The 25531-nt window shown below is 59.4% G+C and carries 28 protein-coding genes; 17 read left to right on the forward strand and 11 right to left on the reverse strand.

The features are described 5' to 3' along the window. Positions 1 to 277: 277 nt before the first annotated feature. The 3 genes from GV827_RS00355 to GV827_RS00365 all read left to right on the forward strand — a co-directional run bounded on the left by GV827_RS00355 (position 278) and on the right by GV827_RS00365 (position 2282). Positions 278 to 1243, forward strand: coding sequence for an aldose epimerase family protein (locus tag GV827_RS00355; RefSeq protein WP_164351712.1), 966 nt, complete (start codon positions 278 to 280; stop codon positions 1241 to 1243). Between the two features lie 271 nt (positions 1244 to 1514). Then, positions 1515 to 1841: a TfoX/Sxy family DNA transformation protein gene (locus GV827_RS00360; protein WP_164351713.1), complete on the forward strand. Its 327-nt coding sequence runs from the start codon at positions 1515 to 1517 to the stop codon at positions 1839 to 1841. Positions 1842 to 1904: 63 nt separating this feature from the next. Further along, on the forward strand, positions 1905 to 2282 hold the full coding sequence (locus GV827_RS00365) for a DUF4112 domain-containing protein (protein ID WP_164351714.1): 378 nt from the start codon (positions 1905 to 1907) through the stop codon (positions 2280 to 2282). Between the two features lie 51 nt (positions 2283 to 2333). Here GV827_RS00365 and ndk read toward each other — a convergent pair whose 3' ends face one another. After that, complete coding sequence (ndk, locus tag GV827_RS00370) at positions 2334 to 2756, reverse strand: nucleoside-diphosphate kinase (RefSeq protein WP_164351715.1); 423 nt, start codon at positions 2754 to 2756, stop codon at positions 2334 to 2336. A gap of 106 nt (positions 2757 to 2862) precedes the next feature. Between ndk and GV827_RS00375 the strand changes: the two genes are divergently transcribed. The 3 genes from GV827_RS00375 to GV827_RS00385 all read left to right on the forward strand — a co-directional run bounded on the left by GV827_RS00375 (position 2863) and on the right by GV827_RS00385 (position 6098). Further along, positions 2863 to 4722, forward strand: a complete 1860-nt coding sequence (locus GV827_RS00375; protein ID WP_164351716.1) for an ABC-F family ATP-binding cassette domain-containing protein — start codon at positions 2863 to 2865, stop codon at positions 4720 to 4722. Between the two features lie 110 nt (positions 4723 to 4832). Then, positions 4833 to 5465 carry a MarC family protein gene (locus GV827_RS00380; RefSeq protein WP_164351717.1) on the forward strand — a complete coding sequence of 211 codons (633 nt, stop codon included), beginning with the start codon at positions 4833 to 4835 and terminating at the stop codon, positions 5463 to 5465. A gap of 51 nt (positions 5466 to 5516) precedes the next feature. Beyond that, positions 5517 to 6098 carry a retropepsin-like aspartic protease family protein gene (locus GV827_RS00385; RefSeq protein WP_164351718.1) on the forward strand — a complete coding sequence of 194 codons (582 nt, stop codon included), beginning with the start codon at positions 5517 to 5519 and terminating at the stop codon, positions 6096 to 6098. Between the two features lie 76 nt (positions 6099 to 6174). On the opposite strand, the gene GV827_RS00390 is transcribed toward GV827_RS00385, so the two are convergent. Further along, the gene (locus GV827_RS00390; RefSeq protein ID WP_164351719.1) at positions 6175 to 6633 is read right to left on the reverse strand and encodes a DNA polymerase III subunit chi; all 459 of its coding nucleotides are present in this window, start codon (positions 6631 to 6633) and stop codon (positions 6175 to 6177) included. 6 nt (positions 6634 to 6639) lie between these two features. Next, the gene (locus tag GV827_RS00395) at positions 6640 to 8112 is read right to left on the reverse strand and encodes a leucyl aminopeptidase (protein WP_164351720.1); all 1473 of its coding nucleotides are present in this window, start codon (positions 8110 to 8112) and stop codon (positions 6640 to 6642) included. 138 nt (positions 8113 to 8250) lie between these two features. On the opposite strand from GV827_RS00395, the gene lptF reads away from it, so the two are divergent. The 7 genes from lptF to GV827_RS00430 are packed head-to-tail and all read left to right on the forward strand — an operon-like array spanning position 8251 to position 16238. Beyond that, a complete protein-coding gene (gene lptF, locus GV827_RS00400; protein WP_164351721.1) occupies positions 8251 to 9372 on the forward strand; it encodes an LPS export ABC transporter permease LptF in 1122 nt (373 codons plus the stop codon). Continuing rightward, positions 9369 to 10466, forward strand: coding sequence for an LPS export ABC transporter permease LptG (lptG, locus tag GV827_RS00405; RefSeq protein WP_164351722.1), 1098 nt, complete (start codon positions 9369 to 9371; stop codon positions 10464 to 10466). The genes lptF and lptG overlap by 4 nt, the downstream gene beginning before the upstream one ends. Before the next feature lies 1 nt (position 10467). Further along, positions 10468 to 12618 carry an LPS-assembly protein LptD gene (locus GV827_RS00410; protein ID WP_328823089.1) on the forward strand — a complete coding sequence of 717 codons (2151 nt, stop codon included), beginning with the start codon at positions 10468 to 10470 and terminating at the stop codon, positions 12616 to 12618. A gap of 5 nt (positions 12619 to 12623) precedes the next feature. Then, the gene (locus GV827_RS00415; RefSeq protein ID WP_164351724.1) at positions 12624 to 13847 is read left to right on the forward strand and encodes a peptidylprolyl isomerase; all 1224 of its coding nucleotides are present in this window, start codon (positions 12624 to 12626) and stop codon (positions 13845 to 13847) included. Continuing rightward, positions 13844 to 14818: a 4-hydroxythreonine-4-phosphate dehydrogenase PdxA gene (pdxA, locus tag GV827_RS00420; RefSeq protein WP_164351725.1), complete on the forward strand. Its 975-nt coding sequence runs from the start codon at positions 13844 to 13846 to the stop codon at positions 14816 to 14818. Before GV827_RS00415 ends, pdxA begins: the two co-directional genes overlap by 4 nt. Further along, positions 14815 to 15657: a 16S rRNA (adenine(1518)-N(6)/adenine(1519)-N(6))-dimethyltransferase RsmA gene (gene rsmA / locus GV827_RS00425; RefSeq protein WP_164351726.1), complete on the forward strand. Its 843-nt coding sequence runs from the start codon at positions 14815 to 14817 to the stop codon at positions 15655 to 15657. The genes pdxA and rsmA overlap by 4 nt, the downstream gene beginning before the upstream one ends. After that, on the forward strand, positions 15654 to 16238 hold the full coding sequence (locus GV827_RS00430; RefSeq protein WP_328823090.1) for a hypothetical protein: 585 nt from the start codon (positions 15654 to 15656) through the stop codon (positions 16236 to 16238). The genes rsmA and GV827_RS00430 overlap by 4 nt, the downstream gene beginning before the upstream one ends. Before the next feature lie 6 nt (positions 16239 to 16244). Here the strand turns inward: GV827_RS00430 and GV827_RS00435 are convergent, their stop codons facing one another. The 4 genes from GV827_RS00435 to prfA all read right to left on the reverse strand — a co-directional run bounded on the left by GV827_RS00435 (position 16245) and on the right by prfA (position 19348). Then, a complete protein-coding gene (locus tag GV827_RS00435; protein ID WP_164352167.1) occupies positions 16245 to 16643 on the reverse strand; it encodes a GFA family protein in 399 nt (132 codons plus the stop codon). Positions 16644 to 16691: 48 nt separating this feature from the next. Then, positions 16692 to 17246 (reverse strand): DUF4167 domain-containing protein, encoded by a 555-nt coding sequence (locus GV827_RS00440; protein ID WP_164351727.1) that lies wholly within the window; start codon positions 17244 to 17246, stop codon positions 16692 to 16694. A gap of 213 nt (positions 17247 to 17459) precedes the next feature. Then, on the reverse strand, positions 17460 to 18275 hold the full coding sequence (prmC, locus tag GV827_RS00445) for a peptide chain release factor N(5)-glutamine methyltransferase (RefSeq protein WP_164352168.1): 816 nt from the start codon (positions 18273 to 18275) through the stop codon (positions 17460 to 17462). 17 nt (positions 18276 to 18292) lie between these two features. Further along, entirely contained in the window at positions 18293 to 19348 is a 1056-nt protein-coding gene (gene prfA, locus GV827_RS00450) for a peptide chain release factor 1 (RefSeq protein ID WP_164351728.1), read from the reverse strand. A 63-nt stretch (positions 19349 to 19411) separates the two neighbouring features. Here prfA and GV827_RS00455 point away from each other — a divergent pair, with 63 nt between their 5' ends. After that, a complete protein-coding gene (locus GV827_RS00455; protein WP_164351729.1) occupies positions 19412 to 19699 on the forward strand; it encodes a hypothetical protein in 288 nt (95 codons plus the stop codon). Here GV827_RS00455 and GV827_RS00460 read toward each other — a convergent pair. From GV827_RS00460 to GV827_RS00475, 4 genes are read right to left on the reverse strand one after another with little or no spacing between them, the layout of a single operon-like run. Continuing rightward, complete coding sequence (locus tag GV827_RS00460; protein ID WP_328823091.1) at positions 19640 to 20068, reverse strand: DUF1499 domain-containing protein; 429 nt, start codon at positions 20066 to 20068, stop codon at positions 19640 to 19642. The genes GV827_RS00455 and GV827_RS00460 overlap by 60 nt on opposite strands. Positions 20069 to 20109: 41 nt before the next feature. Beyond that, positions 20110 to 21057, reverse strand: a complete 948-nt coding sequence (gene speB / locus GV827_RS00465; RefSeq protein WP_164351731.1) for an agmatinase — start codon at positions 21055 to 21057, stop codon at positions 20110 to 20112. Next, positions 21054 to 22019 (reverse strand): agmatinase, encoded by a 966-nt coding sequence (speB, locus tag GV827_RS00470; RefSeq protein ID WP_164351732.1) that lies wholly within the window; start codon positions 22017 to 22019, stop codon positions 21054 to 21056. Before speB (GV827_RS00470) ends, speB (GV827_RS00465) begins: the two co-directional genes overlap by 4 nt. A 3-nt stretch (positions 22020 to 22022) precedes the next feature. Next, a complete protein-coding gene (locus tag GV827_RS00475) occupies positions 22023 to 23192 on the reverse strand; it encodes a M20 aminoacylase family protein (RefSeq protein WP_164351733.1) in 1170 nt (389 codons plus the stop codon). A gap of 63 nt (positions 23193 to 23255) precedes the next feature. On the opposite strand from GV827_RS00475, the gene mazG reads away from it, so the two are divergent. Genes mazG through GV827_RS00490 form a run of 3 tightly spaced genes read left to right on the forward strand, consistent with a single transcriptional unit; the run spans position 23256 to position 25527 of the window. Beyond that, positions 23256 to 24083 carry a nucleoside triphosphate pyrophosphohydrolase gene (mazG, locus tag GV827_RS00480; RefSeq protein ID WP_164351734.1) on the forward strand — a complete coding sequence of 276 codons (828 nt, stop codon included), beginning with the start codon at positions 23256 to 23258 and terminating at the stop codon, positions 24081 to 24083. 56 nt (positions 24084 to 24139) lie between these two features. Further along, positions 24140 to 25081 (forward strand): nucleoside hydrolase, encoded by a 942-nt coding sequence (locus GV827_RS00485; RefSeq protein WP_164351735.1) that lies wholly within the window; start codon positions 24140 to 24142, stop codon positions 25079 to 25081. After that, positions 25078 to 25527, forward strand: coding sequence for a GNAT family N-acetyltransferase (locus GV827_RS00490; RefSeq protein ID WP_164351736.1), 450 nt, complete (start codon positions 25078 to 25080; stop codon positions 25525 to 25527). Before GV827_RS00485 ends, GV827_RS00490 begins: the two co-directional genes overlap by 4 nt. Positions 25528 to 25531 lie beyond the last annotated feature (4 nt).

Below are 25531 nucleotides of genomic sequence, written 5' to 3' on the forward strand. Positions count from 1 at the left end.
CCGCCGTTCCCGCGTTTCTTTCCCTAAAAATTAAGTTGTGTCGGCCACTATCCTGCCTCAGCCCTGCAAGGCATTTGACCTTGAAAAAGTGGGACGCGCGTTGAGAAGCGCTGAATTCCCGTGCGCTGATCACAAGCGCCCAAAATCAGTCAAGACTGCAGAACCAGACAGCCCTGTCCTCCCTTGAATGAGGGCAGCTATTATTCGCTGAGTGATCAGATTTCATACGCGACATCAAACCCTTGACCCTTCGTCTAAACCTGCTCAGTCTAAACCGGTGACCACGACCATACCCATTCATTTGCGCTCTGACGCCCTGAACGCCAGCATCCTTCCGCGCGGGGCAACGCTGAGCGCAGTGCGGTTTACGCAGAGGTCTGAGAACCTTGTCTTGGGATTTGCCGACCCGGAGGATCACTTTCGCATTCCGGTCTACGCAGGCCATCTTGTAGGGCCTGTTGCAAATCGCATTAAGGCGGGACAAATCCCGCTGGACGGCAAAGTCTACCAGATGACCCGCAACGAGAATGGCGAAACGTCTCTGCATTCCGGGCCAGATGGGCTTCACACGCTGGATTGGGATATAGTCGCGCGCACAGACCAGAGCGTGACATTGCAGATTGACCTAAAGGACGGCGATCAGGGTCTTCCGGGCAATCGCAATATCAAGGCGACGTACAGCATCGCAGGCGCATGCCTCACGCTTGAGATCGCGGCGCGGACAGATCAGCCGACGCCGATGAACATCGCCGCCCACCCGTATTGGATGCTGGACGGTTTGTCGGATGTATCAAGCCATTTGCTTGAGGTCAGAGCCGATAGCTATGTCCCCACTGACAGTCGAAATCTACCGTTGGGTGACATAGCGCCCGTTGCCCATACGGAGTTCGATTTCCGCACGCTGCGCCCTGTGCCCCTGACCCCTGCCCTTGATGAAAATTTCTGTCTTGCCCCGGAAAGCCATACCAAGCCGCAAAGCTGCGCAAGGTTGGCCGGGTCAAACGGGACACAGCTTGAAATCGCCACCACCGCGCCGGGCCTGCAGGTTTATAACGGTGCTTTTCTGCCTGATCTGAAGGGTGTGTTGGAAAACGGCCACGACCTGAAACCTTATGGCGGCATCGCCCTTGAGCCCCAGTTCTGGCCCGATGCACCGCATCAGCCGGGTTTTCCCCAGATCACCTTGAACCCTCGCGACACCTGGAGACAGATCACGCATTACCGTCTGACACCGCCTGCATAAAACCTCTGCATTGCCCCTTTCTCGCCCCGACGCCGGCATTCTTCTGGCGCAGCCTTGCTTGCGTAGGTCGGACAGACCGCCTCTCTGGCCCTGAAAAAGGAGCAGTCAAATGGGACGTCTTGATACCCCAAAGCCTAAGCCCGTGCCACCAAAGCCGACGCAGCCGCATCAGCCCGCGTCCACAGCAAAGCCGGCGCCGAAACCAATTATCACGGACTATGCCAGCATCTAAGGCGTGACAGCGGATGGACACCTGACCTAGTTTACAAACATGGGCACACCTGTCTCAACCATCCGTAACCTGGGCCCCGCGGTCGAAGCCGCATGCCTCAAGGCGGGCATAGCGAGCGCAGAAGCGCTGCGCGATCTTGGCCCTGACGCAGCCTATGCCAAACTGCTTGCCAGCGGCATGCAACCTCATTTCATAGGCTATTATGCGCTTGTGATGGGCCTTCAAGGCCGTCCATGGAACGATTGTGTCGGTGATGAGAAGGCTGCACTTCGCAAACGGTTCGACGCCCTGAAATCGGCCAATACCAGCGACCGCGTCACAGATATCGATCAACTTCTCGACGACATTGGTGTGCGCGCGCCCTGAACGGGCTGGAACCTTGCTGCATAATGGACGTTCATCCCAGTATCAGCAGCACGAAAAAGCAGCATGTCACACCCAACGCACCCCTACGCCCACGATCTGAGACGCCTGCGCAAGCTGGCCACGACCATGGACAACGCCTACCGCCTGCCTGTCATCGGGACACGCATCGGCTGGGACGCGATTCTGGGGCTTGTGCCGGGTATCGGCGACGCGCTGGCAATTGCGCCGTCTCTCTACATCATGAAAGAAGCAAGACGGATGGGGGTGTCTACCGGCACACTCGCGCGCATGGGCGCCAACATGGGCATCGATCTTGCCATCGGCGCAATACCGCTGGTCGGAGACATTTTCGACATCGGCTGGCGATCAAAGTCACGCAACGTCGATCTGTTGGAGCAGCATCTTGTGCAACAAGGCGCCCAACCAGTCTCCCAAACGTGAAAAAGGCCGCATCGCTGCGGCCTTCCTGTTCCTATCGGCTAGAAAGCAGGCTTAGCCCACCAGCTCCAGACCGGAGAAGAAATAAGCAATTTCAATCGCTGCCGTCTCAGGCGCATCAGAGCCGTGGACAGAGTTCTCGCCGACGCTCTCGGCAAACTCGGCACGGATGGTGCCTGGTGCGGCATCCGCAGGGTTGGTGGCGCCCATGACTTCACGGTTCTTTGCAATGGCACCTTCACCTTCGAGAACCTGTGCAACGATTGGCGCGGAGGCCATGAATTCGCAAAGCTCGTCATAGAAAGGACGCTCGGCGTGGACTTTGTAGAATTCGCCCGCCTGCGCTTTGGTCAGGTGGATGCGCTTTTGCGCAACAATGCGCAGACCCGCATCTTCGAATTTCTTGTTGATCGCACCGGTCAGGTTGCGGCGGGTTGCATCGGGCTTGATGATCGAGAATGTACGCTCAAGGGCCATGTGGCTTGCTCCTTTGGGGGTGTTAATTTGGGCGCTCCCTAGCATGGGCCTTGGTCGGTGAAAACCCGCGATTGACGTGGGCATGGCATTGGTTCACACCGCGCCCATGTTGCGTATTTCAGAAATCAACTACTCAGTCGAAGGCCGCCCCTTGTTCGAGGAAGCCTCCGCCGTCATTCCCGAAGGCCACAAAGTCGGCCTTGTCGGTCGCAACGGTGCGGGCAAGACAACGCTCTTTCGCATTATCCGGGGCGAGTTGGGCCTTGATGGCGGCGAAATCACCCTGCCCTCGCGGGCCAAGATCGGCGGCGTGGCACAGGAAGTGCCCTCGTCCGAAACCTCACTGATCGATACGGTGCTTGAAGCGGATACCGAACGCGCAGCCCTGATGGCCGAGGCTGAAACCGCTACAGATCCGGGCCGCATCGCGGATATCCAGTCGCGCCTCGCGGATATCGACGCGTGGTCCGCCGAAGGCCGCGCCGCGTCCATCCTCAAGGGGCTCGGCTTTGAAGACGAAGAACAGCATATGCCCTGTTCCGCCTTCTCCGGCGGCTGGCGCATGCGCGTGGCACTTGCAGGAGTGCTTTTTGCCCAGCCTGACCTGCTGCTCTTGGACGAACCTACGAACTATCTCGACCTTGAAGGCGCGCTCTGGCTCGAAAGCTATCTGGCCAAGTATCCTCACACGGTCATCATCATCAGCCACGACCGCGAGCTCTTAAACCGTGCGGTGGGCGGCATTCTGCATCTCGATGAATGCAAACTGACCTATTATCAGGGCCCCTACGACCAATTCGCCCGCCAACGGGCGGAACAACGTGCCGTGCAGGCCGCCATGGCCAAGAAACAGCAGGCACGCCGCGACCACATGCAGGCCTTCGTGGACCGTTTCAAAGCCAAGGCTTCCAAGGCGAAACAGGCCCAGTCGCGGATCAAGATGATCGAAAAGATGGATATGATCGCGACGCCCGAACAGGCGGCCAAGCGCGTCTTCACATTCCCCGAGCCCGAAGAACTCTCACCGCCGATCATCTCAATCGAGGGCGGCGCCGTGGGCTACACTGAAGGATCGCCCGTCCTGTCGCGCCTGAATCTGCGGATCGATCAGGACGACCGTATCGCGCTGCTGGGCAAAAACGGTCAGGGTAAATCAACCCTGGCCAAACTGCTTTCGGATCGTCTGCCGCTTATGCAGGGCAAAGAGGTCAAGGCGAACAAGCTGCGCGTCGGCTTCTTTGCCCAGCATCAGGTGGACGAACTTCACGTCAACGAAACCCCACTGCAACACATGATCAGCGCGCGACCTGCCACGCAGCACTCCAAGCTGCGCGCGCAACTGGCTGGCTTCGGCCTTGGTCCTGAACAGGCCGAAACCGAAGTGGGCCGCCTGTCTGGTGGGCAAAAGGCCCGCCTCTCGCTTCTGCTTGCCACGCTTGACGCGCCACATCTGCTGATCCTGGATGAGCCCACGAACCACCTTGATATCGAATCCCGCGAGGCGCTTGTCGAAGCGCTCACGCGGTATTCAGGGGCAGTGATCCTCGTCAGTCACGACATGCATCTGCTGTCCATGGTGGCCGATCGCCTCTGGCTGGTGTCGAACGGCACCGTCAAACCCTACGAGGAAGACCTCGAAGCGTATCGCAAGATGTTGCTGGCGCCGACGAAACCCGTCAGCAAGAACGCCAGGCCGAAAGAAGCACCCAAACCGAAACGCGCAAGCCGCGATGAGGTCCTCGCCCTACGCTCGGAAGTCCGCAAAGCTGAGGCGCGTGTCGACAAACTGAACGAGATGCGCGACAAACTGGCCAGCAAGCTTGCTGACCCCGCCCTTTACGAGGACGGCAAGGTGGGCGAACTGGAAGTCTGGAACAAGAAATACGCCGAAGTCATGGACGCTCTTGACCGCGCCGAAGGCTTGTGGATGAGCGCCGAAGAGAAACTGGAAAAGGCGACTGCCTGACCGTCGTCCCTTTGGGCCAAAGTCCACTTGGCAAACCGAGCTTTGATCACAACGAGGCAAAGCCCCTCAGAAACGTATTGGGCAGTGCCCACAATTTGGTAACGGCCGATATGGAACTCGACACCGCCTATATGATCACCGTCTTCGTCACCATGTTCGTGGTGATCGACCCAATCGGCATTGCGCCTCTGTTCCTCGCGCTTACCCGCGGCATGACAACAGCGCATCGCCGCCGTGTCGCAATACGCGCCACGCTGACCGCTGCCTTTATTCTCGCCCTTTTCGCCTTTTTCGGCGAGGCACTTCTGGGTTTCGTCGGCATTTCAATGCCTGCCTTCCGCATTGCCGGTGGCATCCTTCTGTTCCTGACAGCCCTCGACATGCTGTTCGAACGCCGCAGCAAACGCCGCGAGGACAAGACCGAAGAAGAACATCCTGACGACCCTTCGATTTTCCCTCTGGCGATTCCATTAATGGCAGGCCCGGGGGCGATTGCCTCGGTCATTCTGCTGATCGGTGAACGCCCCGGCGGTGAGGGCATGATCACCGTGCTGTCGATCACGGCGCTTGTGCTCATGGCGATGGCAGTGATCCTGATGCTGTCGAGCTACCTTGACCGCGTGGTCGGAAAGACCGGCATTGACGTGATTACTCGTATCCTCGGCATGCTGCTGGCCGCCCTGTCCGTTCAGTTTGTCCTCGATGGGCTTGCGGCGTTTGGTTTTGGACCCGGCCCTACCTGACAGAAACGTCACGCGTTCCTATATAACACCCAGGAACATAAGAAGGTGACCATGGCCGATATTGAAACCGGACAATTGATTTATCTCGTCGTGCTGCTTGCCATGGTGGGCGGCTGGTTCTTCATGCAGTCACGTGCAGGGCTGAACCGGACACTGCAATATGCAGCTGTCTGGGGCATGATCTTTATCGGCGGGGCTGCTGCCGTGGGTTTGTGGCAAGACATCAGCCGCGACGCCCGTACACCGCAGATCAGCGTTACAGGCGCGGGTCAGATCATCGTGCCGCGGGCGCGCGACGGGCATTACTATCTCAGCCTTGAGGTGAACGATGCTCCGATCCGCTTTGTCGTGGATACCGGCGCGACTGATATGGTTTTGACCCAACGGGACGCCGCCCGCGCTGGCATTAACCCACAAGACCTATCCTATCTTGGCCGTGCCAATACTGCGAATGGCGAAGTGCGCACAGCCTTTGTCCGTCTTGAAGAGGTGCGGCTGGGTGAAGTCACCGACCGCGATGTGCCAGCCGTCGTGAACGAAGGCGTGATGGAGCAATCACTGCTTGGCATGGGTTACCTGCAACGCTGGGGCCGCATTGAAATCTCAGGCGGAGAACTGATCCTCACGCGCTAGGAGGTCCGCCTGAGCATTATCGCCCAACATCGCGCAGCACTGCCGCGGAACACATGACCCTCTCCACTTTGGGCAGCTAGGTTTCTGCTTTCTTTTCCCACCGGCCTGATTCCTCGGACCAGTATTGCGCTGCGGCACCTGCGTCTTTCAGCGCTTTCCATTGCCCGCGTGCACGGCTCAGTGCCGCCTCGTCATCCCCGTCAAACAGCACACAAACGCGCTCAAGTGCCGCCACTTCCTCCGCCGTCACCTCGGCCCCACCCACTGACATCACGCATTGGGGCGTATTGGCCGCGACCATTGCGGTGGTCAGCAAAACCGGCTGATCCGCATCCCTTGGACCACCTGCAATGCCATGTGGCAGAAAGCTGTCTTCAGGCCCAAGCCATAGAGCCTTATCCAGCGCTTCCAGCCCGGCATCGTCCGCGCCGCGCACTGCAACGCGCCAGCCGTTATCAAGCGACTTTCCAACCAGCATCCGCAGCGTCTCCACCAACGGACGCCGCGTGAGGTGATAGAAATAGGCGGCCCCCATCTTGGTTTAGGCTTTTTCGAACATGTCAGACACCAGACGGTTGAGTGCCGCCACACCCCAACCGGTCGCACCCTTGGGCGAGAGCATCGTGTCCGACTTGACCGAGGCAACGCCCGCGATATCCAGATGGACCCAGGGAGTGCCGTCCTTCACGAACCGCAAAAGGAATTGTGCGGCGGTGATTGATCCCGCAGGCCTGCCGCCGATGTTTTTCATGTCCGCGATCTGGCTTTTCAACTGATCATCATAACCCTGCCCCAATGGCATCCGCCATGCGCCTTCACCTTCAGCGCTCGCTGCCTTCAGAAATGCGTTGCACAGCGTGTCGTCGTTGGAAAACACGCCCGCGTTCTCGTGTCCCAGTCCGATAATAATCGCCCCGGTGAGGGTGGCCAGATCAATCATGCCGGAAGGTTTGAACCGCTCCTGCGCGTACCACATCACGTCACAGAGCACCAAACGCCCCTCCGCGTCGGTGTTGATCACCTCGATTGTGTCGCCCTTCATGGACTTGATGACGTCGCCGGGCCGGATGGCAGTGCCTGAAGGCATGTTCTCGACCAGACCCACCAGTCCTACCACGTTGGCCTTGGCCTTGCGCCGGGCCAATGCGCGCATGGTGCCAGCGACAACCCCAGCGCCACCCATATCCATGGTCATATCTTCCATGCCGCCCGCCGGTTTCAGGCTGATGCCACCGGTGTCAAAAACAACGCCCTTACCGATCAACGCCAGCGGCGCATCGCCCTTGGCGCCGCCATTCCATTCCATCACCACGACTTTCGACGGGCTATCAGATCCTTGTCCCACTGACAAAAGTGTTCGCATTTCTAGCTTTGCAAGCTCTTTCTCATCCAAAACCTGAACTTTGAGGCCAAGCTCTTCCATCTCGACCAACTGATCAGCGAAGGCTGTCGTGGTCAGCACATTTGCGGGTGCACTGACTAAATCACGGGTCATGAAGGCACCCTCGGCCACAGCCAGCAACGGCGCTGACGCTGCCCGCGCCTCTTCGGGCTTGCTGCACATAAACACGGCTTCACCCTTGCGCTCTTTAGGCGCGCTCTTGAGATCGTCGAAACGGTAATCGCGCATCGCCAGACCGTAGGCCACCTGACCGACGCGGTTCATACCTGCGGCCAAAGCCAGAAGATCAGCCTCACCGCGGATCTTGCCAAGCGACGCACCTGCCTTGCGTGCATCATCAACACTGGCCTTGCGCGGCAGATGAACGACATCCACCGCATCCGCCGCCATTCCCGTTGGATACGCCAAAGTCTGCGCATCACCGGGTTTGGATTTGGCAAAGCCCTGCCCCTCAACCAATCGTGCCAATGCTCCTTTGGTCAGCTTGTTCACCCGCCGCGCCCCAGCATCAAGACGCCCTTCGGGATCAATGAAAACGGCCACACGGCCGGTGTGTGCGGCAATTTTCTCAATATCGGTCTCGGCAAAGCTGATCGGGGTAAGTGCGGTCATGTCATGGGCCCTTGTTCTGATTTGCCACAAGACCTAGCGCGTCGGACGAACCATGACCAGTTAGCAGTTTTCCCCGACCATATTTTGCTTTAGACAATTGAAAAAACAGCCCTTGGCGAGCATCTTTGGGGGAGCGCAGTGGCCAGACTAGACCGCTATATGCTGTCACAGCTTTTGCTGCTGTTTGGCTTTTTCGCATTGGTTCTGGTCGCGCTGTTCTGGATCAACCGCGCTGTCGTCCTGTTTGACAGGCTCATCGGGGATGGTCAGTCCGCCCTTGTATTCCTTGAATTTACTGCACTTGGCCTGCCCAAGCTAATTACCACGGTGTTGCCCATCGCCGCATTTGCCGGCGCAGTCTATGTCACCAACCGGATGAGCAGCGAGTCAGAGATGACAGTGCTCCAATCCACGGGTTCTAGCCCATGGCGATTGGCCCGGCCTGTATTTGTCTTTGGACTATGCGTGGCGGCAATGATGAGCGTGCTGAGCCATTTCCTTGTCCCGATGGCCCAAGCACAGCTCAACCAGCGCGAAACAGAAATTTCGCAAAACGTCACCGCCAGCCTGCTGCGCGAAGGCCAGTTTCTGCACCCGACAGAAAACGTGACCTTTTATACCCGGCTGATCGACGCGGATGGCGTGCTGCGCGACGTGTTTCTGTCAGACCGGCGCGATGCTCTGGAAGGTGTGATTTACACCGCCGCGCAAGCATATCTGGTCCGAAACGGCCCCGGCACGACACTGATCATGGTCGATGGGTTGGCCCAAAGATTGAACAAAGCCGAAAAGCGCCTTGCCACCGCAACGTTCCGGGATTTCTCATTCGATATCTCGGCGCTCGTCAATGAAACGGAAGGCGGTGTCCTGTCCGTGCCCAATCTCATAACACCACAATTAATGAGCAATTGGGACCGCATCGCGGCACGGACCGGTGACAGCACCGGCATCATCGCCGAAGAACTGCACTCGCGTTTTGCGCAGTCGCTTTTTTGTATCGTGGCGGCAATGGTTGGGTTCGCGACACTGCTGATGGGCGGATTTTCACGCTTCGGCGTCTGGAGAGAGGTCGCTATCGCCTTTGCCGCGCTGATCGCAGTTGATGGCATCCGGGGTACACTGGTGAATACCGTGCGCAGCGACGCGTCGCTGTGGGTGTTGATGTATGTGCCATCGGCCATTGGCGCTCTATTGGTTCTCGGAATGCTTTGGCACCTGTCGCACCCTGCTTGGTTCCGCCGCAGGAGGGTCGCCGCATGATCCTGCATGTGTACTTCGCCCGCCGATTTGCCATGGCATTTTTGCTGATTACCGGCGTTCTGTTTGCACTGGTGATGCTGGTTGACGCCGTGGAGCAGGCCCGCAAATTCGGCAGCTACGACATTGGCTGGCAAAAGATATTGGGCCTGACACTTCTCAATGCACCACAAACGATCAATCTGATCTTGCCGCTGATCATGATTTTGGCGACGGTGACGCTCTTTATCTCACTCGCGCGGTCATCCGAGCTGATCGTGACCCGCGCGGCAGGGCGGTCCGCCATGCGTGCGCTGATTGCGCCGGTTTTCGTTGCGCTGCTGATCGGATTGATGGCCGTTGGGATGCTGAACCCGATCGTCGCAGCCACGGGCAACCGGTATCTGCAGTTGTCAGAAAGCTACCGCGCAGGCGGCGCTTCGGCCCTTTCGATCAGCGATGAAGGTCTCTGGCTGCGTCAAGGCAGCGCAGAAGGGCAAACCGTGATCCGCGCATGGCGATCGAATGCGGACGCCTCAGTTCTCTATGACGTGACTTTTTTGACTTACGACTTTGAGGATGGCCCGATACGGCGGATTGAAGCAGGCAGTGCAGCCTTGCAGGGCGGGGCCTGGTCTTTACGCAATGCCAAGTCTTGGCCACTGCGTGCAGGGATGAACGCGGAGGCTAATGCGCAATTTTTTGAAACACTGCAAATCCCGTCTTCCCTCACGCTTGAGCGGATCCGGGAAAGCATCGGTAAACCTGCTGCGGTTTCAATCTACAACCTGCCGACATTTATTCGACAGCTTGAACAAGCAGGCTTCAGCACACAACGCCACAAGGTCTGGCTGCAGGCAGAATTTGCGCGGCCCTTGTTCCTTATGGCAATGGTGCTTGTGGCCAGTGCATTTACCATGCGGCACACGCGCTTTGGCGGTACAGGGGTTGCAGTGCTGACGGCAGTGCTCTTGGGCTTCGCGCTTTACTTTGTTCGCAGCTTTGCCCAAATTTTGGGTGAAAACGGGCAAATTCCGGTTCTGCTTGCCGCTTGGGCGCCCCCCATCGCAGCAACCCTGCTGGCCATCGGCCTGCTGCTGCATGCGGAGGACGGTTAACGTGCTGCGTCATCTGATCCTGATCATGACGTGTTTGGTCCTGCCCCTGCAGACAACAGCACAAGAGACAGACCAGACCCCCGCAATTTTGATTGCAGATGAGGTTTTCATCACGTCGGATCGGACCCTTGTGGCGCAGGGAAATGTGGAAGCGTTTCAGAACGGCACGCGGATCAAGGCGGCCTCAATCCAGTACAATCAGGATACCGGCGCGCTCAGCATCAAAGGGCCGATCACCCTGACGGAAGGAACCGAAACCATCATTCTGGCCGATGCGGCGGAACTGGATGCAGATCTGCAAAATGGCCTGCTGGTGGGCGCACGGCTGATATTGGCGCAGCAGTTGCAAGTCGCTGCGCTTCAGATCGACCGCGTGAATGGACGCTACAACCAGATTTCAAAGGCGTCGGTGACATCATGCCGGGTATGTGAAGACGGGCGCGCACCGCTTTGGCAGATCAGGGCCAAGAGGGTGATACACGACCAGTTGGAACAACAGCTTTATTTTGACGAGGCTCAGTTTCGCATTCTGAACGTACCGGTCTTCTACCTGCCGCGCCTGCGCCTGCCGGGTCCACGGCTGGAACGTGCAACGGGTTTTCTTGTCCCCTCAATCCGAAGCACATCGCAGTTGGGGACCGGGCTAAAAATCCCGTATTTCATCAAGCTGGGAGACCACCGCGACTTAACAGTAACCCCCTATTTCTCCAGCGTGACCCGCACCTTGGAATTGCGGTACAGACAAGCATTCCGCAGTGGTCGTATCGAATTCGAAGGCGCAATCACACGCGATGATCAGCGCCCCGACAAAACACGCGGATATCTTTTTGGGCAGGGCGATTTTGACCTCAAAAGAGATTACAAGCTACATTTCGACATCGAGACAACGACCGATCGGGCATATCTGAACGAATACGGGTATTTCCTTCAGGACCGGCTGGAAAGTCAGGTCACGGTCAGCCGGGCGCGACGGGACCAATTTGTGCGTGGCAGTTTCTACAATTTCGAAAGCCTGCGCGCCGGAGACATCAACGATAACCTCGCCACGGTGGTGCTGGACGGCGAATATGAGCGGCGTTTCTTCCCGGCTGCCGTGGGCGGCGAGCTGAGGTTCACGATCGAAGCGCATACGCACCGGCGCAATTCGGACCGTGACACCGACGGACCGGACCCGGATCTGGAGGTCGATGGCCGCGACGTGGCGCGCATTCACGGGCGTGCAGACTGGCTACGCCGGATGACATGGGGCAGCGGGATCGTCGCGGATGTGCAGACTGGTGTGAGTTTCAATCTTTTCGACATCACACAGGATGCCACCTTTGCACAGAACCAGTCCGACATCGTCCCCCGCGCGGCTGTGGCACTGCGGTACCCGATGCTGCGGCGGCGTGCAGGAGGCATCACTGAAGTGCTTGAGCCCATCGCGCAGATCGGCTGGACACGGGGTGAGCGGCTTTTGGTGCCGAACGATGAAAGCACCCGTGTGGAATTCGATGAAGGCAACCTGTTGTCGCTGTCCCGCTTTCCGCGTCCGGACCGCCGCGAACGCGGCACGGTCGCCGCAGTCGGTCTGAATTGGTCGCGACTGAACCCAAACGGATGGGATGCCAACATCAGCTTGGGACAGGTATTTCGCCGCGACGCTGACGAGGCGTTTTCCTCCTCATCCGGCCTTGACGGAACGACCTCAAATTTCCTGCTGGCCGCACAGGTCAAGACCAACAACGGGGTGTCGCTGACCGGGCGCAGCCTGTTTGACAAGGAATTCCGCTTTGCCAAGGCAGAGCTGCGAGGCAACTGGGGCTTTTCGCGCGGATCCTTGGGCGGCTCTTACGTTTGGCTCGACGAAGACCTGGCCGAGGACCGCGCCGACGCGGTATCAGAAATCCTGCTCGATGGCCGCTACGAAATAAACCGGCACTGGGCGGTCAAAGCAGACTGGCGCTTTAACGTCGCGGACGACCGCGCAGCGACGGCAGGCATCGGTCTCAGCTACAACAACGAATGCGTGGCCGTGGATATGACCGTCGCACGCAGCTATTCTTCCTCGACCAGTGTTGAGCCTACCACCAATTTCGGGTTTAACGTTGGCCTACGGGGCTTTGCTGCCTCATCGGGCAATCAACGATACATTCGCTCATGTCAAAGGTGATCCAGATGAAACTTTCCGCCACGATCCGGGGGCTTGCGGTTGCAGGCGTAATGGCCCTCACCGGGCAGGCCGCATTGGCGCAGAACCTCTTTGCCCCGGTTGCGCGCGTCAATGACGCTGTGGTGACCGAGTTCGAGGTGCAACAACGCCAGCGTTTCATGCAGGTTCTGAATGCCCCCGGCACCGACCGCGATAGCATCATCGAGACCCTGATCGATGATCGCCTGCGGTCGATGGCCGTCGCCGATGCGGGGATTGAGCTGTTACCGGAAGGGCTGCAGGAAGGGCTTGAAGAATTCGCGGCCCGTGCGAACCTGACGACCGACGAATTCGTCAAGGCGCTCGAACAGGCGGGCATCTCTCGCGAGACATTTCGCGATTTCGTCGCAAATTCCCTGGGCTGGCGGGAGCTGATCCGGGGTCGCTATCTCAGCCGCGTAAATGTCACCGAACAAGAAATCGACCGGGCGTTGGGCAACACCCGTTCGTCGGGTAAAGGCATTCGGCTGCTGTTGTCCGAGATCATCATTCCTGCTCCGCCTCAGAATGCCGCGCGGGTCAACGCACTGGCCGAACGTATCGCGCAGTCCAAGTCCGAGGCCGAATTCTCACGTTATGCCGCCCAATACTCCGCAACAGCATCGCGCGGACGCGGTGGGCGGATGCCTTGGACACCGCTGGAAAACCTGCCCCCGGCGCTTCACCCCATCCTGCTTGAACTGGGACCAGGCGACGTGACAGCCCCGCTGCCCATTCCCAATGCGGTGGCCTTGTTCCAGCTGCGCGGGATTGAAGAAACGGCCACCCCTGCGCGCGAATATTCTGAGATCGAATACGCTGCTTATTATATTCCCGGCGGCCGAAGCGAGGCAGGATTGGCCGCTGCTGCCAAGGTCCGCGCCAAAGTGGACGTTTGCGATGACCTTTACGGCATTGCCAAGGGCCAGCCCGAAGAGGTGCTGGAACGCGGCGCAAAGAAACCTTCGGAAATCCCTCAGGACATTGCCATTGAGCTGGCAAAGCTTGATCCCGGCGAAAGCTCTGTCGCGCTGACCCGTGCCAATGGCCAAACGCTTGTGTTCTTGGTGCTGTGCAAACGCACCGCCGCCGCCAATGCCGAGGCCACACGCGAAGACGTGGTCAATGCGCTGCGTCAACGCAAACTCCAAGGTTATGCAGACCTGTTGATGGACCAGCTGCGTGCGGATGCGCGCATCCTGATGCAATGACCCAAGCCCCTCTGCCGGTCGTGGTCTCCTGCGGCGAACCTGCAGGCATCGGGCCAGAGGTTGCCGCCCGCGCATGGGCCGCACTGGCGGGCGAAGTGCCCATGGTGTGGCTTGGCGACCCTCGCCATCTGCCGAAAGGCGTTGCTGCGCAGGTCATCGACCGGCCTCAGCAGGCAGCTGATCTCAGCAGCGATGTTCTGCCCGTCATCGCCCGTGACTTTGGCCCCGATGCTGTGCCTGGCACCCCCGACCCGGCGCATGCGCAGCACGTGATTGATATGATCGCCCTCGGCGTCTCGCTGGTCCGTGATGGTGCGGCCTCGGCGCTCTGCACGGCCCCCATCAACAAGAAAGCGCTAAAGGACGGTGCGGATTTTGCCTATCCGGGCCACACTGAATATCTGGCGGCCTTGGGCGGCGTGGATGACGTCGTGATGATGCTGGCCTCGGATCAGCTGCGCGTGGTGCCTGCGACCATTCACATCGCTCTGGATCAGGTGCCGATCCAACTGACGCCCGAGCGGTTGCGCCGGGTGATCGAGACCACGCACGCAGGCCTGCGTGACCGCTTTGGGATCAAGCACCCCCGTCTGGCCATTGCAGGCCTGAACCCCCACGCAGGCGAAGGCGGCACGATGGGACTGCAGGAAGAGCAATGGATCGCCCCCCTGGTGTCGATGATGAATGACGAAGGGTACACCCTGACCGGCCCGCTGCCCGCGGACACGATGTTTCACGCCGCCGCGCGAACCCGCTATGATGCGGCGATTGCGATGTACCACGATCAGGCGCTGATCCCGATCAAGACACTGGATTTCGATAAGGGCGTGAACGTCACGCTTGGCCTGCCCTTTATCCGTACCTCACCCGACCACGGCACGGCGTTTGACATCGCGGGCAAAGGGTTGGCCAACCCCACCAGCATGATCGAAGCCATTCGGCTGGCCCACAGGATAGCCGAGGCGCAATGAGCGCCATCGACACCCTGCCGCCACTGCGCGATGTGATTGCCACGCACGGTCTTTCGGCGCGCAAATCCCTTGGTCAGAACTTCTTGCTGGATCTGAACCTCACAGCCAAAATCGCTCGTCAGGCAGGAGACCTGACCGCCTGCGATGTGCTTGAGATCGGCCCCGGCCCGGGCGGCCTGACCCGTGGCCTTCTGTCTGAAGGCGCGCGTCACGTCCTGTGTATCGAGAAAGACAGCCGCTGCCTGCCTGCGCTGGCCGAGATCGCGGATGCCTACCCCGGCAGACTGACAGTGATCGAAGGCGATGCGCTTGAGATCGACCCGCTAGAGCACCTGACGCCGCCCATTCGCGTAGCGGCGAACCTGCCCTATAATGTGGGCACCGAACTTTTGGTGCGCTGGCTGACGCCGCCCGACTGGCCGCCTTTCTGGCAAAGCCTGACGCTGATGTTCCAGCGCGAAGTGGCCGAGCGGATCGTGGCCGAGCCCGGCTCCAAAACCTACGGGCGTCTGGCGATCCTCGCCCAATGGCGGGCAGATGCACGGATTGTGATGCAATTGCCGCCCGGTGCCTTTACGCCACCGCCAAAGGTGTCCTCAAGCGTGGTGCACCTGACGGCCCTGCCAGAGCCCAGGTTTCCGGCAGATCCCGCCGTTCTGTCCCGCGTGGTTGCGGCAGCTTTCAACCAGCGTCGCAAGATGCTCCGCGCATCCCTGAAGGGCGTGGCACCGGATATCGAAGACCGCCTGATTGCAGCGGGGATCAAACCGACAGACCGGGCCGAACAGGTTCCGCTTGAGGGCTTTTGTGCATTGGCCAGAGAGCTTGCTGCCACGTGAAGGTCTGGGTGACGCTGGCGGTGGTCATGATCGTGACCGCCTGTGGCACCAAAGGTCCGGTGCGCGGCACCGAGGCCGAGATCGCGGCTCTTGCTGCCAGTATCCAGCGCCTTTCACCTGACGTGGACCCCGCAGAGGCAACGCGCGCCGCGCGCTTGTCCTACACCGCCACACACCAGCTGGCGCTTGCCTATGAGATTTCGGACACCGCCCTGATCCATAATGCGAAAGTGAACGCAGGCCAGCGGCCGCGCGGACTATGCTATCACTGGGCCGAAGATATTCAGGCGCGGTTGGACAGTGCAGGGTTCCAGACGCTGGAGACCGCCCGCGCCATCGCCAATGCCGACAACCCGATCCTGATTGACCATAGCACCACGATAATCGTCCCCAAGGGCGCGCCCATGCAGGCAGGTGTGGTGATTGACCCCTGGCGCTACGGCGGGCGGCTGTTCTGGGCTCCGGTGCCACAGGACACGCGCTATGACTGGCGGCCGCGCGAAGTTGTGCTGCGCGAGAAAGGACGCATCAAATACGTGCAGCGCACGGAAGGATCCCTGGCACCGCCACCGGTTGACTGATCCCGACTAGCCGTGCGGCGGTGGGTCCGCCAGATGCAGCCACGAAAGCTGTTCGTCAGGGCGGTAATGCATTGTCGGGGTGATTGCTTCGGGGTCTTCCAACAAGGCCGCGTAGAAATGCATCTCGTTGGGGTAGCGATCTGAACGGTAGAACATGGGCGTGCCGCAGGTGCCGCAAAATCCGCGCGTGTTCCCGGCACTGCTCTCAAAGTCTTTCGGACCCTCGCCAAGAAACTTCCATGATCCGTTTTCCTGCCCGATGAATGTCGTCAGCGGAGAAGCCGTCGCCCGGCGGCAGCTTTCGCAATGGCAGTGGCCAACCCAATTTGCCTCCCGCCGCAGTTCGAACCCGCAGGCGCCACAAAGGCAATGACCACGCAGAATAATGTCGGACCGGTCCGTCAGCTGAAGGTCTTTCTCAAAAGAACAAACCCCGCCAAAGCGGGGTCTCTTCTATTCTGCAGCTTCGGGCTGATCCCCGCCGCCGTCCTCGCCATCGACCTTAGGCTTTGGCTTACGCCGCGGTGCGCGTTTGGGTTTTGGCTTGCTCTCTGGCGTTTCCACCAGACCGCTATCGCCTTCGTCCTCTTTGCCGCTGGCCTGAATCTCAGGCTGTGGCACGCTACTGGGATCGTTCTCACGCTGATCGCCTCCGCCCTGACTGCTCTCGCGTTCCTGGCGTTCGGCCCGTTCGCGGTCACGCTCGGCCTGACGTTCGCGGTTCTGGCGCTCCTGTTCTTCGCGGCGCTGGTCCTGCTCGCGCTGTGCCTCTGACAACAGGCGCAGATAATGCTCTGCGTGCTGTTGAAAGTTCTCAGCCGCAACGCGGTCATTGGACAGTTGCGCATCGCGGGCAAGCTGATTGTATTTCTCAATCACCTGCTGCGGTGTGCCACGCACCTTACCCTCGGGACCCGAGCTGTCAAAAACGCGATTGACGACATTGCCGCCCTGCTGGTTGCGGTTGCGGCTACTTTTTGACCGGGACCGTGATCTGGTAGATTTCATGAAACAGTATCAGCCTTCAGTGCTGTTTAGCTTTACTGAACCGATGTGCGCGACGCGCTTGGTGGTCATCGATTACCTGGATTGTTGGGCATAACGCCGCGCGGGACCGCCAAAAGCATCCACCGCTGCAACATCCCTGAATATGCACGGCTGCGCAGGCACGGCAAGGGCAAATGCGCAAATTCGACCGTAAAAATCATGCAACCTGCAGATTTATGCCGGTTGACCTGCGCAAACCACGCGAGAGCGGCCATCAAGATCGCGCGCCAGTTCAACACTGGCCCATCCAGAGCGGCGGAAAATCTCGCAGACTGCGTCGCCCTGCTGCCAGCCAATCTCGACCAGCACGCGGCCCGCCGTTGTAAGGTACCCCTGCGCTTGGGTGGCGATCACCCGGTAAGCTGACAGCCCGTCCAACCCGTCGGTAAGTGCCATTTCGGGTTCATGGTAGCGCAATTCCGGCGCAACTTCTGTCATCTCGGAAGCCGCGAGATAGGGCGGATTGGCCACGATCAGATCATAGCGCCCCTCGACCCGCTCGAACCAGTCAGACTGGTAAACCTCGACACGCCCATCGACGCCAAGGTTCACGGCGTTGGCGCTGGCCTGCAAGCAGGCATCCTCTGAGAGATCGACACCGACACCGCGCGCATCAGGGCGCTCGGCCAGCAATGTGACAAGGATACAACCCGATCCGGTCCCGAGGTCGAGCACCGTCTCGAAATTCTCGCTCAGGGCGAGCTCGATGAGTGTCTCGGTTTCTGGCCTGGGATCAAGCACATGCCGGCTGATCTTGAAGTCACGCCCATAGAACGCCCGGCTGCCCACCAGGTGCGACACTGGCACTCGCACAGCACGAAGCGCGATTAGATGTTCAAACCGTTCAGCAATCTCCGGCGCGATTTCTTCGGGGGCGATCAAGGTGATACGGGCCGCATCGACCGAGGCCGCATGCGCCAGCAAAAGCCGCGCGTCCCGGGCCGGGTCAGGCACGCCAGCAGCCCGCAAGCGCGATGCGGCGGCAGCCATGGCTTCGGCAGCGGTACTCACAGGTTCATCTCTGCCATCTGGCGGGCTTGCGCATCAGCAGTCAACGCATCGACAATCTCATCCAGATCGCCCTGCATCACGGCATCCAGCCGATAAAGCGTCAGGTTGATCCGATGATCGGTCAGACGCCCCTGTGGAAAGTTGTAGGTGCGGATACGTTCGGACCGATCCCCCGACCCGACCTGTGCCGCACGGTCAGCGGACCTTTCACTGTCGACCCGGCTACGCTCCAGATCGTAAAGCCGCGCCTTGAGCACCTGCATGGCTTTCTCGCGGTTGCGGTGCTGGGATTTTTCCGACGAAGTTACGACGATACCGGTCGGCATATGCGTGATCCGCACGGCAGAATCGGTGGTGTTCACATGCTGCCCCCCCGCGCCCGAAGACCGCATGGTATCGATCCGCAAATCATTTGCGTTGATCTCGATGTCCACATCCTCGGCCTCTGGCAGCACGGCGACCGTCGCCGCGGAGGTATGGATGCGACCGCCGCTTTCGGTGCTGGGCACGCGCTGCACGCGATGCACACCGCTTTCGAACTTGAGCCGTGCAAAAACGTTTTGTCCGGTGATATGCGCGACGACTTCCTTGACCCCGCCAAGTTCCGTCATCTGCTCTTCGATCAGTTCAAACCCCCAGCCCTTTGCCTCGGCATAGCGCTGATACATCCGCAGCAGATCAGCGGCAAAAAGAGCCGCCTCATCCCCGCCTGTTCCGGGCCGTATCTCCAACATCGCAGGTTTCGCGTCTGCCGCGTCCTTCGGCAACAGTGCCACCTGCAATGCCGCTTCGGCCTTGGGCAAGGCCTCCTTCAACGCAGGCAATTCCTCGCGTGCCAGTTCGGCCATCTCAGCATCGGCCAGCATGGCCTCGGCCTCGGTAATGTCACGGGTCAACTGCTTGTAGACACTGATCTGCTCTATCACGGGCTTCAGATCGGCATATTCCTTGGCCAGCGCGGCAAAATCAGCCCCGTCCGACCCAGCCGACATAGACGCTTCCAGAAACTGGAAACGCTGTGATATCTGTTCAAGACGGTCCAAGGGTATCATTGTGACCCCATGTCGCTGATGGAAAGGCTTTGGTCAAGGGCCGCATCGTGGTATCATTAAAGGATGTACAGAACACTTTTTCTACTTGCCTTGATGGCCTTGCCCGCCGCCGCTGACGTTACCTCACCCAGTGGCAAAACAGTCGACTGTTATTGCACAGACCGCAACCACAACCGGGTTGAACTGGGCGAAACCATCTGTCTACAGGTTGATGGCCGCATGTTCATGGCGCAATGCCAGATGTCCCTGAACGTCCCGATGTGGCGCGAGATCGAAGAGGGGTGCATGTCTTCAGAGCTGCGCGGCAGCGACCCATCCTTTAATCCGATTGGCGTTTACCCCAAGATCTGAGCGGCCGAACCGCAAACGGCCATAGATCTCAAGTATACGCTGACCGTCCTGCCCATTGATCAGGCTGACTGTCGTGTAGTCTGGAAACCCGCAGACCTTTGAGCGGGTGATGTAGGTCATCTGCCCCTCCTCCACGGAACCCGCCAGACGCTCGGTACGGTCCGTCGCAAGCGCGTATTTATCCAGCGCCGCAAGCTCGGCCTTGCCATCACCTTCGATGGCCTTGCGCCAGATATAACCGCCTTTCAGCTGCTTTGTCTCGGCTCCGGAAATTGCTGCCTGCCTGTGCCAACGCGCCGGGTCAGATGGAGCAAGCCGAACATACGCCAGCAGAAGAACAACAATACCGATGATAATCCAGGTCAGCATCTTCCACATCTCCCCTTTTCCTCTTGTATGCGCCCGCTCTCTTAGCGGTAGGTCACTCCCGGCAGGACGCACAACAGTTCATATAGAATGTTGGCCCCGGTCAGCGCCGTATTCCCTGTCGTATCATATGGTGGCGAAACCTCCACCAGATCGCCCCCCACGATGTTGAGGCCCTTGAACGCACGGATCAGCTCCATCGCCTGCGGCGTGGTCAAACCGCCAATTTCGGGCGTACCAGTGCCGGGCGCATAGGCGGGGTCAAGGCTGTCGATATCATAGGTGACATAAACCGGCGCATCCCCGATATCGCGCCGGATTTCCGCGCCCAGTGGCGCAAGACTGCGCCCCCATAGTTCTTGGGCAAGAAACTGCTGGAAACCCCACCCGGCTGCCTCTTTGAAATCTTCCGCCGAATACCCGGTCCCGCGCAGACCGATCTGATAGGTCTTGGCCGGATTGATCAGCCCTTCCTCATAGGCGCGCCGAAAGACGGTCCCATGGGCTTCTTTCTCGCCGAACATCTCGTCGTTCACATCCGCATGGGCATCGACGTGGATCAGGGCAACAGAACCGTGCCGTTTCGCCATCGCTCGCAGGATCGGCAGAGTGATTGAATGATCACCGCCAATAGCCAGTGGCATCGCGTCATACTTGAGGATCGCGTCGTAACTCTCTGCAATAATGCGCAAACTGTCTGACAGCGAGAACGTATTTATCGCCAGATCGCCAATATCGGCAACCTGCAGACTATCAAAGGGTGCCGCCCCTGTTCCAAGGTTGTAGGGCCGCAGCATCGCGCTTTCCGCGCGGACCTGTTTCGGCCCAAACCGTGTGCCAGACCGCCACGACGTGCCAACGTCCAGCGGAATACCCAGAACAGCAACGTCCAACCCTTTGAGGTCATTGACGGCTGGCAGACGCATGAATGTGTTCGGTCCTGAAAACCGGGCAAGGTCATTGCCACTGATAGGTTGGTTCTTGCCGCTCATGTCCGGCGCATCCGGTAGCCCAGCAGACAAAGGATTTCCGTCGCCACATGTGCACCCGCAATCGCAGTTGCCCCTGTGGTGTCAAACGGCGGCGAAACCTCGACCACATCACCGCCCACGATATTGATCCCCGCCAGTTCCCGCAGCATGATCGCGGCCTGCGCCGACGTCAGCCCGCCCCAGACAGGCGTCCCGGTGCCCGGTGCAAAGGCGGGATCAAGCGCGTCAATATCCCACGTCAGGTAGCAGGGATTATCGCCCAAAACCTCCTTGATCCGCATTACCGCCGCTTGGGGTCCGCGCTCATGGACTTCGCGGGCATCAATCGTCGTGACACCCAGCGTATCGGGATTGGTCGTCCTGATCCCGACCTGCACAGATGTTTCGGGATCGACGATGCCTGACTTTACCGCCTTGTAGAACATCGTGCCGTGATCAATCCGGTCCATGTCATCATCCGGCCATGTGTCCGAATGCGCATCGAACTGCAGCAGGCTGATCGGGCCGTATTTTTCAGCGTATGCCTTCAGAATGGGAAAGCTGATATAGTGATCCCCCCCCAGCACCACGCTTGCAGCGCCCGCGTCAAGAATGCCCTTGATGTGCGCAGTCAGTGCGGTGGGGAACTTTGACGTATGCCCATAGTCAAAGGCCAGATCGCCATAGTCCGCGATGGCGAATTCGCTCAGCACATCGAAATCCCAGCCATAAGGCGGATCGTAGGGTTGCAAGGCACTGGCCTCACGGATCGCGCGCGGGCCCAGACGGGTGCCGGTGCGGTTGGTCACGGCCTGATCAAACGGCACCCCCGTCACCGCGATGTCGACACCGCTCAGGTCCTTTGTATACCTGCGGCGCAGGAACGAGGTGGCCCCGCCAAAAGCGTTCTCGAAACTCGGTCCCTTCAGGTCTTCCCGGGTAAAGGCCTGATCGACCTGCTTGGCCGCATCTTCCAAAGCCATTGATCAGGCTCCTGCAATCGGCTGTGCGCGTTCAACCAGCCGTGCAAAGAAAGACGCGCCAATGGGGGCAATCTCATCGTTGAAATTGTAAAGCGCGTGATGCACACCCGCACCCTCTCCCTGCCCCAGCATCAGGTACGCGCCGGGACGCGCTTCAAGCATGTAAGAAAAATCCTCGGCGCCCATGACCGGCGGAAAGGCAGTTTCAACGCCGGCCTCTCCAGCGATCTCGGCGGCGACATCCGCCGCGAAATCGGTCTTGGCCGCGTCATTCACGGTCGGCGGATAGCCAAATTCGAAATCCAGTTCCGCCTTGAGATCGAAGCTCGCCGCATGTCCGTCCACGATGGCCTGCATCCGTCGCACCGCCATCGCCTGCACCTCCTTGTCGAAGGTGCGCACGGTGCCATTGATATAGACCTCTTCCGGGATCACGTTGTCTGTGGTGCCCGTGTGGATCTGCGTGGTCGAGATCACCAGCTTTTGCTTGGGATCGAGGTTGCGGCTGACGATTGTTTGCAAGGATTGAACGATGGCACAGGCCGCCACGACCGGATCGATACACTCATGCGGCCGCGCCCCGTGGCCCCCTTTTCCCGTCAGATTGATCGTAAAGGTATCTGCCGCTGCCATGATTGGCCCCGGAGTTGTGTGAAAGCGCCCGAACTCAAGGTTCGGCGCGTTGTGCAGCGCATAGACCTGAGCGATGTCAAAGCGATCCATGACCCCTTCCTGTACCATGATCTCGCCACCGCCGATGACTTCTTCGGCAGGCTGGAACAACAGCGCCACGCGGCCCGCGAAATTGCGTGTTTCGGCAAGGTATTTCGCCGCGCCCAGCAGCATCGCCGTATGCCCGTCGTGCCCGCAGGCATGCATCTTGCCCTCATGCGTACTGGCGTAAGGCACCCCGGTTTCTTCGGTGATCGGCAGCGCGTCCATATCTGCGCGCAGCCCAATCGTCGGGCCCTCACCCTGCCCCTCAATGATCGCAACGATCCCCGTTTGCGCCACCCCTTCGTGCAGTTCATCCACCCCGAATTCGCGCAGGCGTTCCGCCACGAAAGCTGAGGTCTTGTAACAATCCAGCCCCAATTCGGGAATGGTGTGCAAATGCTGCCGCCATGCGGCCATGTCCGCGCTGAAATCGGCGATACGGTTGACGACGGGCATGGGGTGGACTCCTAGGATCAGAAAACTCAGGGTGCATCTGACACCAGACGAGGCAAAGCTGCAATGGCAGACGACGTGATCCACAACGAAGAGGCAGGCATCGAGCGGTTGCTTGAGATCATGCGCCGCCTGCGGGACCCAGAAACAGGTTGTCCGTGGGATATTGAGCAGGATTTCGACAGCATTGCCCCCTATACCATTGAAGAGGCATATGAAGTCGCCGATGCCATCCAGCGCCGCGACTGGAGAGAGCTGGAGGGCGAGCTGGGCGATCTGCTGCTGCAATCTGTCTATCACACCGCAATGGGCGAAGAAGCCGGCCTGTTTTCGTTCCAGTCCGTGGTGCGCAATATCTCTAACAAGATGGTCGCGCGCCATCCTCACGTCTTCGGGGATGAAAGCCGCGACAAATCCGCTGAACAACAGACCGCTGACTGGGAAGCGATCAAGGCCAAGGAACGTGCCGGCAAAGCACAAAAGGGCACGCTGGATGGCGTAGCCGTTGGTCTTCCTGCGCTGCTACGGGCCTACAAGCTGCAAAAACGTGCGGCACGGGTGGGGTTTGACTGGCCCACAACCGATGAGGTCATCGCAAAGATCACTGAAGAAGCTGCTGAGCTGGTAGAAGCCCGCGAAACGCTCTCTCAAGCAGAGGTTGAAGAGGAATTCGGAGATCTGATGTTCGTTATGGCGAACCTTGGCCGGCATCTGGGGGTCGACCCCGAAGCAGCCCTTCGCGCAGCCAATGCAAAGTTCACCCGCCGGTTCGAAGGGATCGAGGCACGGCTGGCCGCGTCGGGCAAGACGCCAGCCGACAGTGATCTGGCTGAGATGGACGCGCTGTGGAACGTAGTAAAGCAAGATGAGCGCACAAGCGCCAAACAAGACTGACGCCCCCTTTCGCTTGAGCCTCCGATCACCTATCTCTGCCGCAAAGAGGACAACCAATGCCGCCCAGAAAAATCATCATAGACACCGACCCCGGACAGGACGACGCAGTGGCCATCCTGCTGGCGCTGGCCAGTCCAGAAGACATTGACGTTCTGGGCATTACCTGTGTTGCGGGCAATGTCCCGCTGGACCTAACATCGAAAAATGCGCGCATTGTCTGTGAGTTGGCGGGCAAAACTGATGTGTCAGTTTATGCTGGCTGCGACCGGCCGCTGGGTCGCGATCTGGTCACCGCTGAACATGTACACGGCAAGACTGGGCTGGACGGCCCCGACCTGCCTGATCCAGTGATGCCTCTCGTCGATGGCCATGCGGTCGATTTCATCATTGAGACGCTGCGGAGCCACGATGCCGGCAGCGTGACGCTATGTCCCTTGGGTCCGCTCACAAACATCGCGACCGCGTTCCAGAAAGCACCCGACATTCAGGAACGTGTAGCAGAGATTGTCCTGATGGGCGGCGGGTATTTCGAGGGTGGCAACATAACGCCCGTGGCGGAATTTAACATTTATGTTGACCCGCAAGCTGCAGATATCGTGTTCAAATCCGGCGTTCCAATCGTCGTAATGCCGCTTGATGTCACCCACAAGGCACTGGTCACCAAAGCTCGCAATGACGCGTTCCGCGCACTTGGCACGCCCGTGGGCATCGCTGTGGCCGAAATGACAGACTTCTTTGAACGTTTCGACAAAGAAAAATACGGCTCTGCCGGTGCGCCGCTGCATGACCCTTGCGTGACCGCGTATCTGATCAAACCTGAGCTTTTCACCGGTCGGCACATCAACGTAGAGATCGAAACCCAGTCAGAACTGACCATGGGTATGACCGTCGCCGATTGGTGGCGCGTGACTGACCGCGCCCCCAACGCCCTGTTCATGGGCGATATCGACGCGGACGGGTTCTTTGATCTGCTCACAAACCGACTGGCCCGCTTATGAGCGCGGCCCTCACCCTTGCCAAGCCAGAGCATCTGGACAAACTGACCGCCCTCTGCGCCGCGTTTCATGCCGATGAGGGGATCGAGTTGTCAGATGAGGCCCGGCGCGCTGGCCTCGCCCCCTTGCTTGAGGGATTGCCTTACGGCGTGGCATATCTGATCGGACCACCGCGTGCGCCCATCGGATATATCGTTGTCTGTTTCGGCTGGTCGGTTGAGTTCGGTGGCCTCGACGCCATCATCGACGAACTTTACATTCGTCCCGGCGTACGCGGCCGCGGTATCGCGACCGAAGCGCTGATCGCCTTGCCCCGGGCCCTCGCCGAAGGCGGGCTGCGGGCCATCCACCTTGAGGTGGACCGGGAAAACGAAAAGGCGATCAAGCTTTACAAGCGTGCGGGATTTGCCCCGCGCGAGAAGTACATGTTCATGTCACGGCAGCTTTGATCCC

Source organism: Sulfitobacter sediminilitoris, from assembly GCF_010667575.1.
Lineage (GTDB): Bacteria > Pseudomonadota > Alphaproteobacteria > Rhodobacterales > Rhodobacteraceae > Sulfitobacter > Sulfitobacter sediminilitoris.

What these genes read in the sequence shown, in the direction of transcription:
- mazG (WP_164351734.1), top strand. Translation starts at nt 23,256, where the DNA reads ATGGCAGACGACGTGATCCACAACGAAGAGGCAGGCATCGAGCGGTTG.
- GV827_RS00390 (WP_164351719.1), bottom strand. Translation starts at nt 6,633, where the DNA reads ATGGGGGCCGCCTATTTCTATCACCTCACGCGGCGTCCGTTGGTGGAG.
- GV827_RS00490 (WP_164351736.1), top strand. Translation starts at nt 25,078, where the DNA reads ATGAGCGCGGCCCTCACCCTTGCCAAGCCAGAGCATCTGGACAAACTG.
- GV827_RS00365 (WP_164351714.1), top strand. Translation starts at nt 1,905, where the DNA reads ATGTCACACCCAACGCACCCCTACGCCCACGATCTGAGACGCCTGCGC.
- GV827_RS00455 (WP_164351729.1), top strand. Translation starts at nt 19,412, where the DNA reads ATGTACAGAACACTTTTTCTACTTGCCTTGATGGCCTTGCCCGCCGCC.
- speB (WP_164351731.1), bottom strand. Translation starts at nt 21,057, where the DNA reads ATGAGCGGCAAGAACCAACCTATCAGTGGCAATGACCTTGCCCGGTTT.
- rsmA (WP_164351726.1), top strand. Translation starts at nt 14,815, where the DNA reads ATGAGCGCCATCGACACCCTGCCGCCACTGCGCGATGTGATTGCCACG.
- GV827_RS00375 (WP_164351716.1), top strand. Translation starts at nt 2,863, where the DNA reads ATGTTGCGTATTTCAGAAATCAACTACTCAGTCGAAGGCCGCCCCTTG.
- pdxA (WP_164351725.1), top strand. Translation starts at nt 13,844, where the DNA reads ATGACCCAAGCCCCTCTGCCGGTCGTGGTCTCCTGCGGCGAACCTGCA.
- GV827_RS00385 (WP_164351718.1), top strand. Translation starts at nt 5,517, where the DNA reads ATGGCCGATATTGAAACCGGACAATTGATTTATCTCGTCGTGCTGCTT.
- GV827_RS00475 (WP_164351733.1), bottom strand. Translation starts at nt 23,192, where the DNA reads ATGCCCGTCGTCAACCGTATCGCCGATTTCAGCGCGGACATGGCCGCA.
- GV827_RS00395 (WP_164351720.1), bottom strand. Translation starts at nt 8,112, where the DNA reads ATGACCGCACTTACCCCGATCAGCTTTGCCGAGACCGATATTGAGAAA.
- GV827_RS00460 (WP_328823091.1), bottom strand. Translation starts at nt 20,068, where the DNA reads ATGCTGACCTGGATTATCATCGGTATTGTTGTTCTTCTGCTGGCGTAT.
- GV827_RS00485 (WP_164351735.1), top strand. Translation starts at nt 24,140, where the DNA reads ATGCCGCCCAGAAAAATCATCATAGACACCGACCCCGGACAGGACGAC.
- lptG (WP_164351722.1), top strand. Translation starts at nt 9,369, where the DNA reads ATGATCCTGCATGTGTACTTCGCCCGCCGATTTGCCATGGCATTTTTG.
- GV827_RS00360 (WP_164351713.1), top strand. Translation starts at nt 1,515, where the DNA reads ATGGGCACACCTGTCTCAACCATCCGTAACCTGGGCCCCGCGGTCGAA.
- prfA (WP_164351728.1), bottom strand. Translation starts at nt 19,348, where the DNA reads ATGATACCCTTGGACCGTCTTGAACAGATATCACAGCGTTTCCAGTTT.
- GV827_RS00440 (WP_164351727.1), bottom strand. Translation starts at nt 17,246, where the DNA reads ATGAAATCTACCAGATCACGGTCCCGGTCAAAAAGTAGCCGCAACCGC.
- GV827_RS00415 (WP_164351724.1), top strand. Translation starts at nt 12,624, where the DNA reads ATGAAACTTTCCGCCACGATCCGGGGGCTTGCGGTTGCAGGCGTAATG.
- GV827_RS00380 (WP_164351717.1), top strand. Translation starts at nt 4,833, where the DNA reads ATGGAACTCGACACCGCCTATATGATCACCGTCTTCGTCACCATGTTC.
- prmC (WP_164352168.1), bottom strand. Translation starts at nt 18,275, where the DNA reads ATGGCTGCCGCCGCATCGCGCTTGCGGGCTGCTGGCGTGCCTGACCCG.
- ndk (WP_164351715.1), bottom strand. Translation starts at nt 2,756, where the DNA reads ATGGCCCTTGAGCGTACATTCTCGATCATCAAGCCCGATGCAACCCGC.
- speB (WP_164351732.1), bottom strand. Translation starts at nt 22,019, where the DNA reads ATGGCTTTGGAAGATGCGGCCAAGCAGGTCGATCAGGCCTTTACCCGG.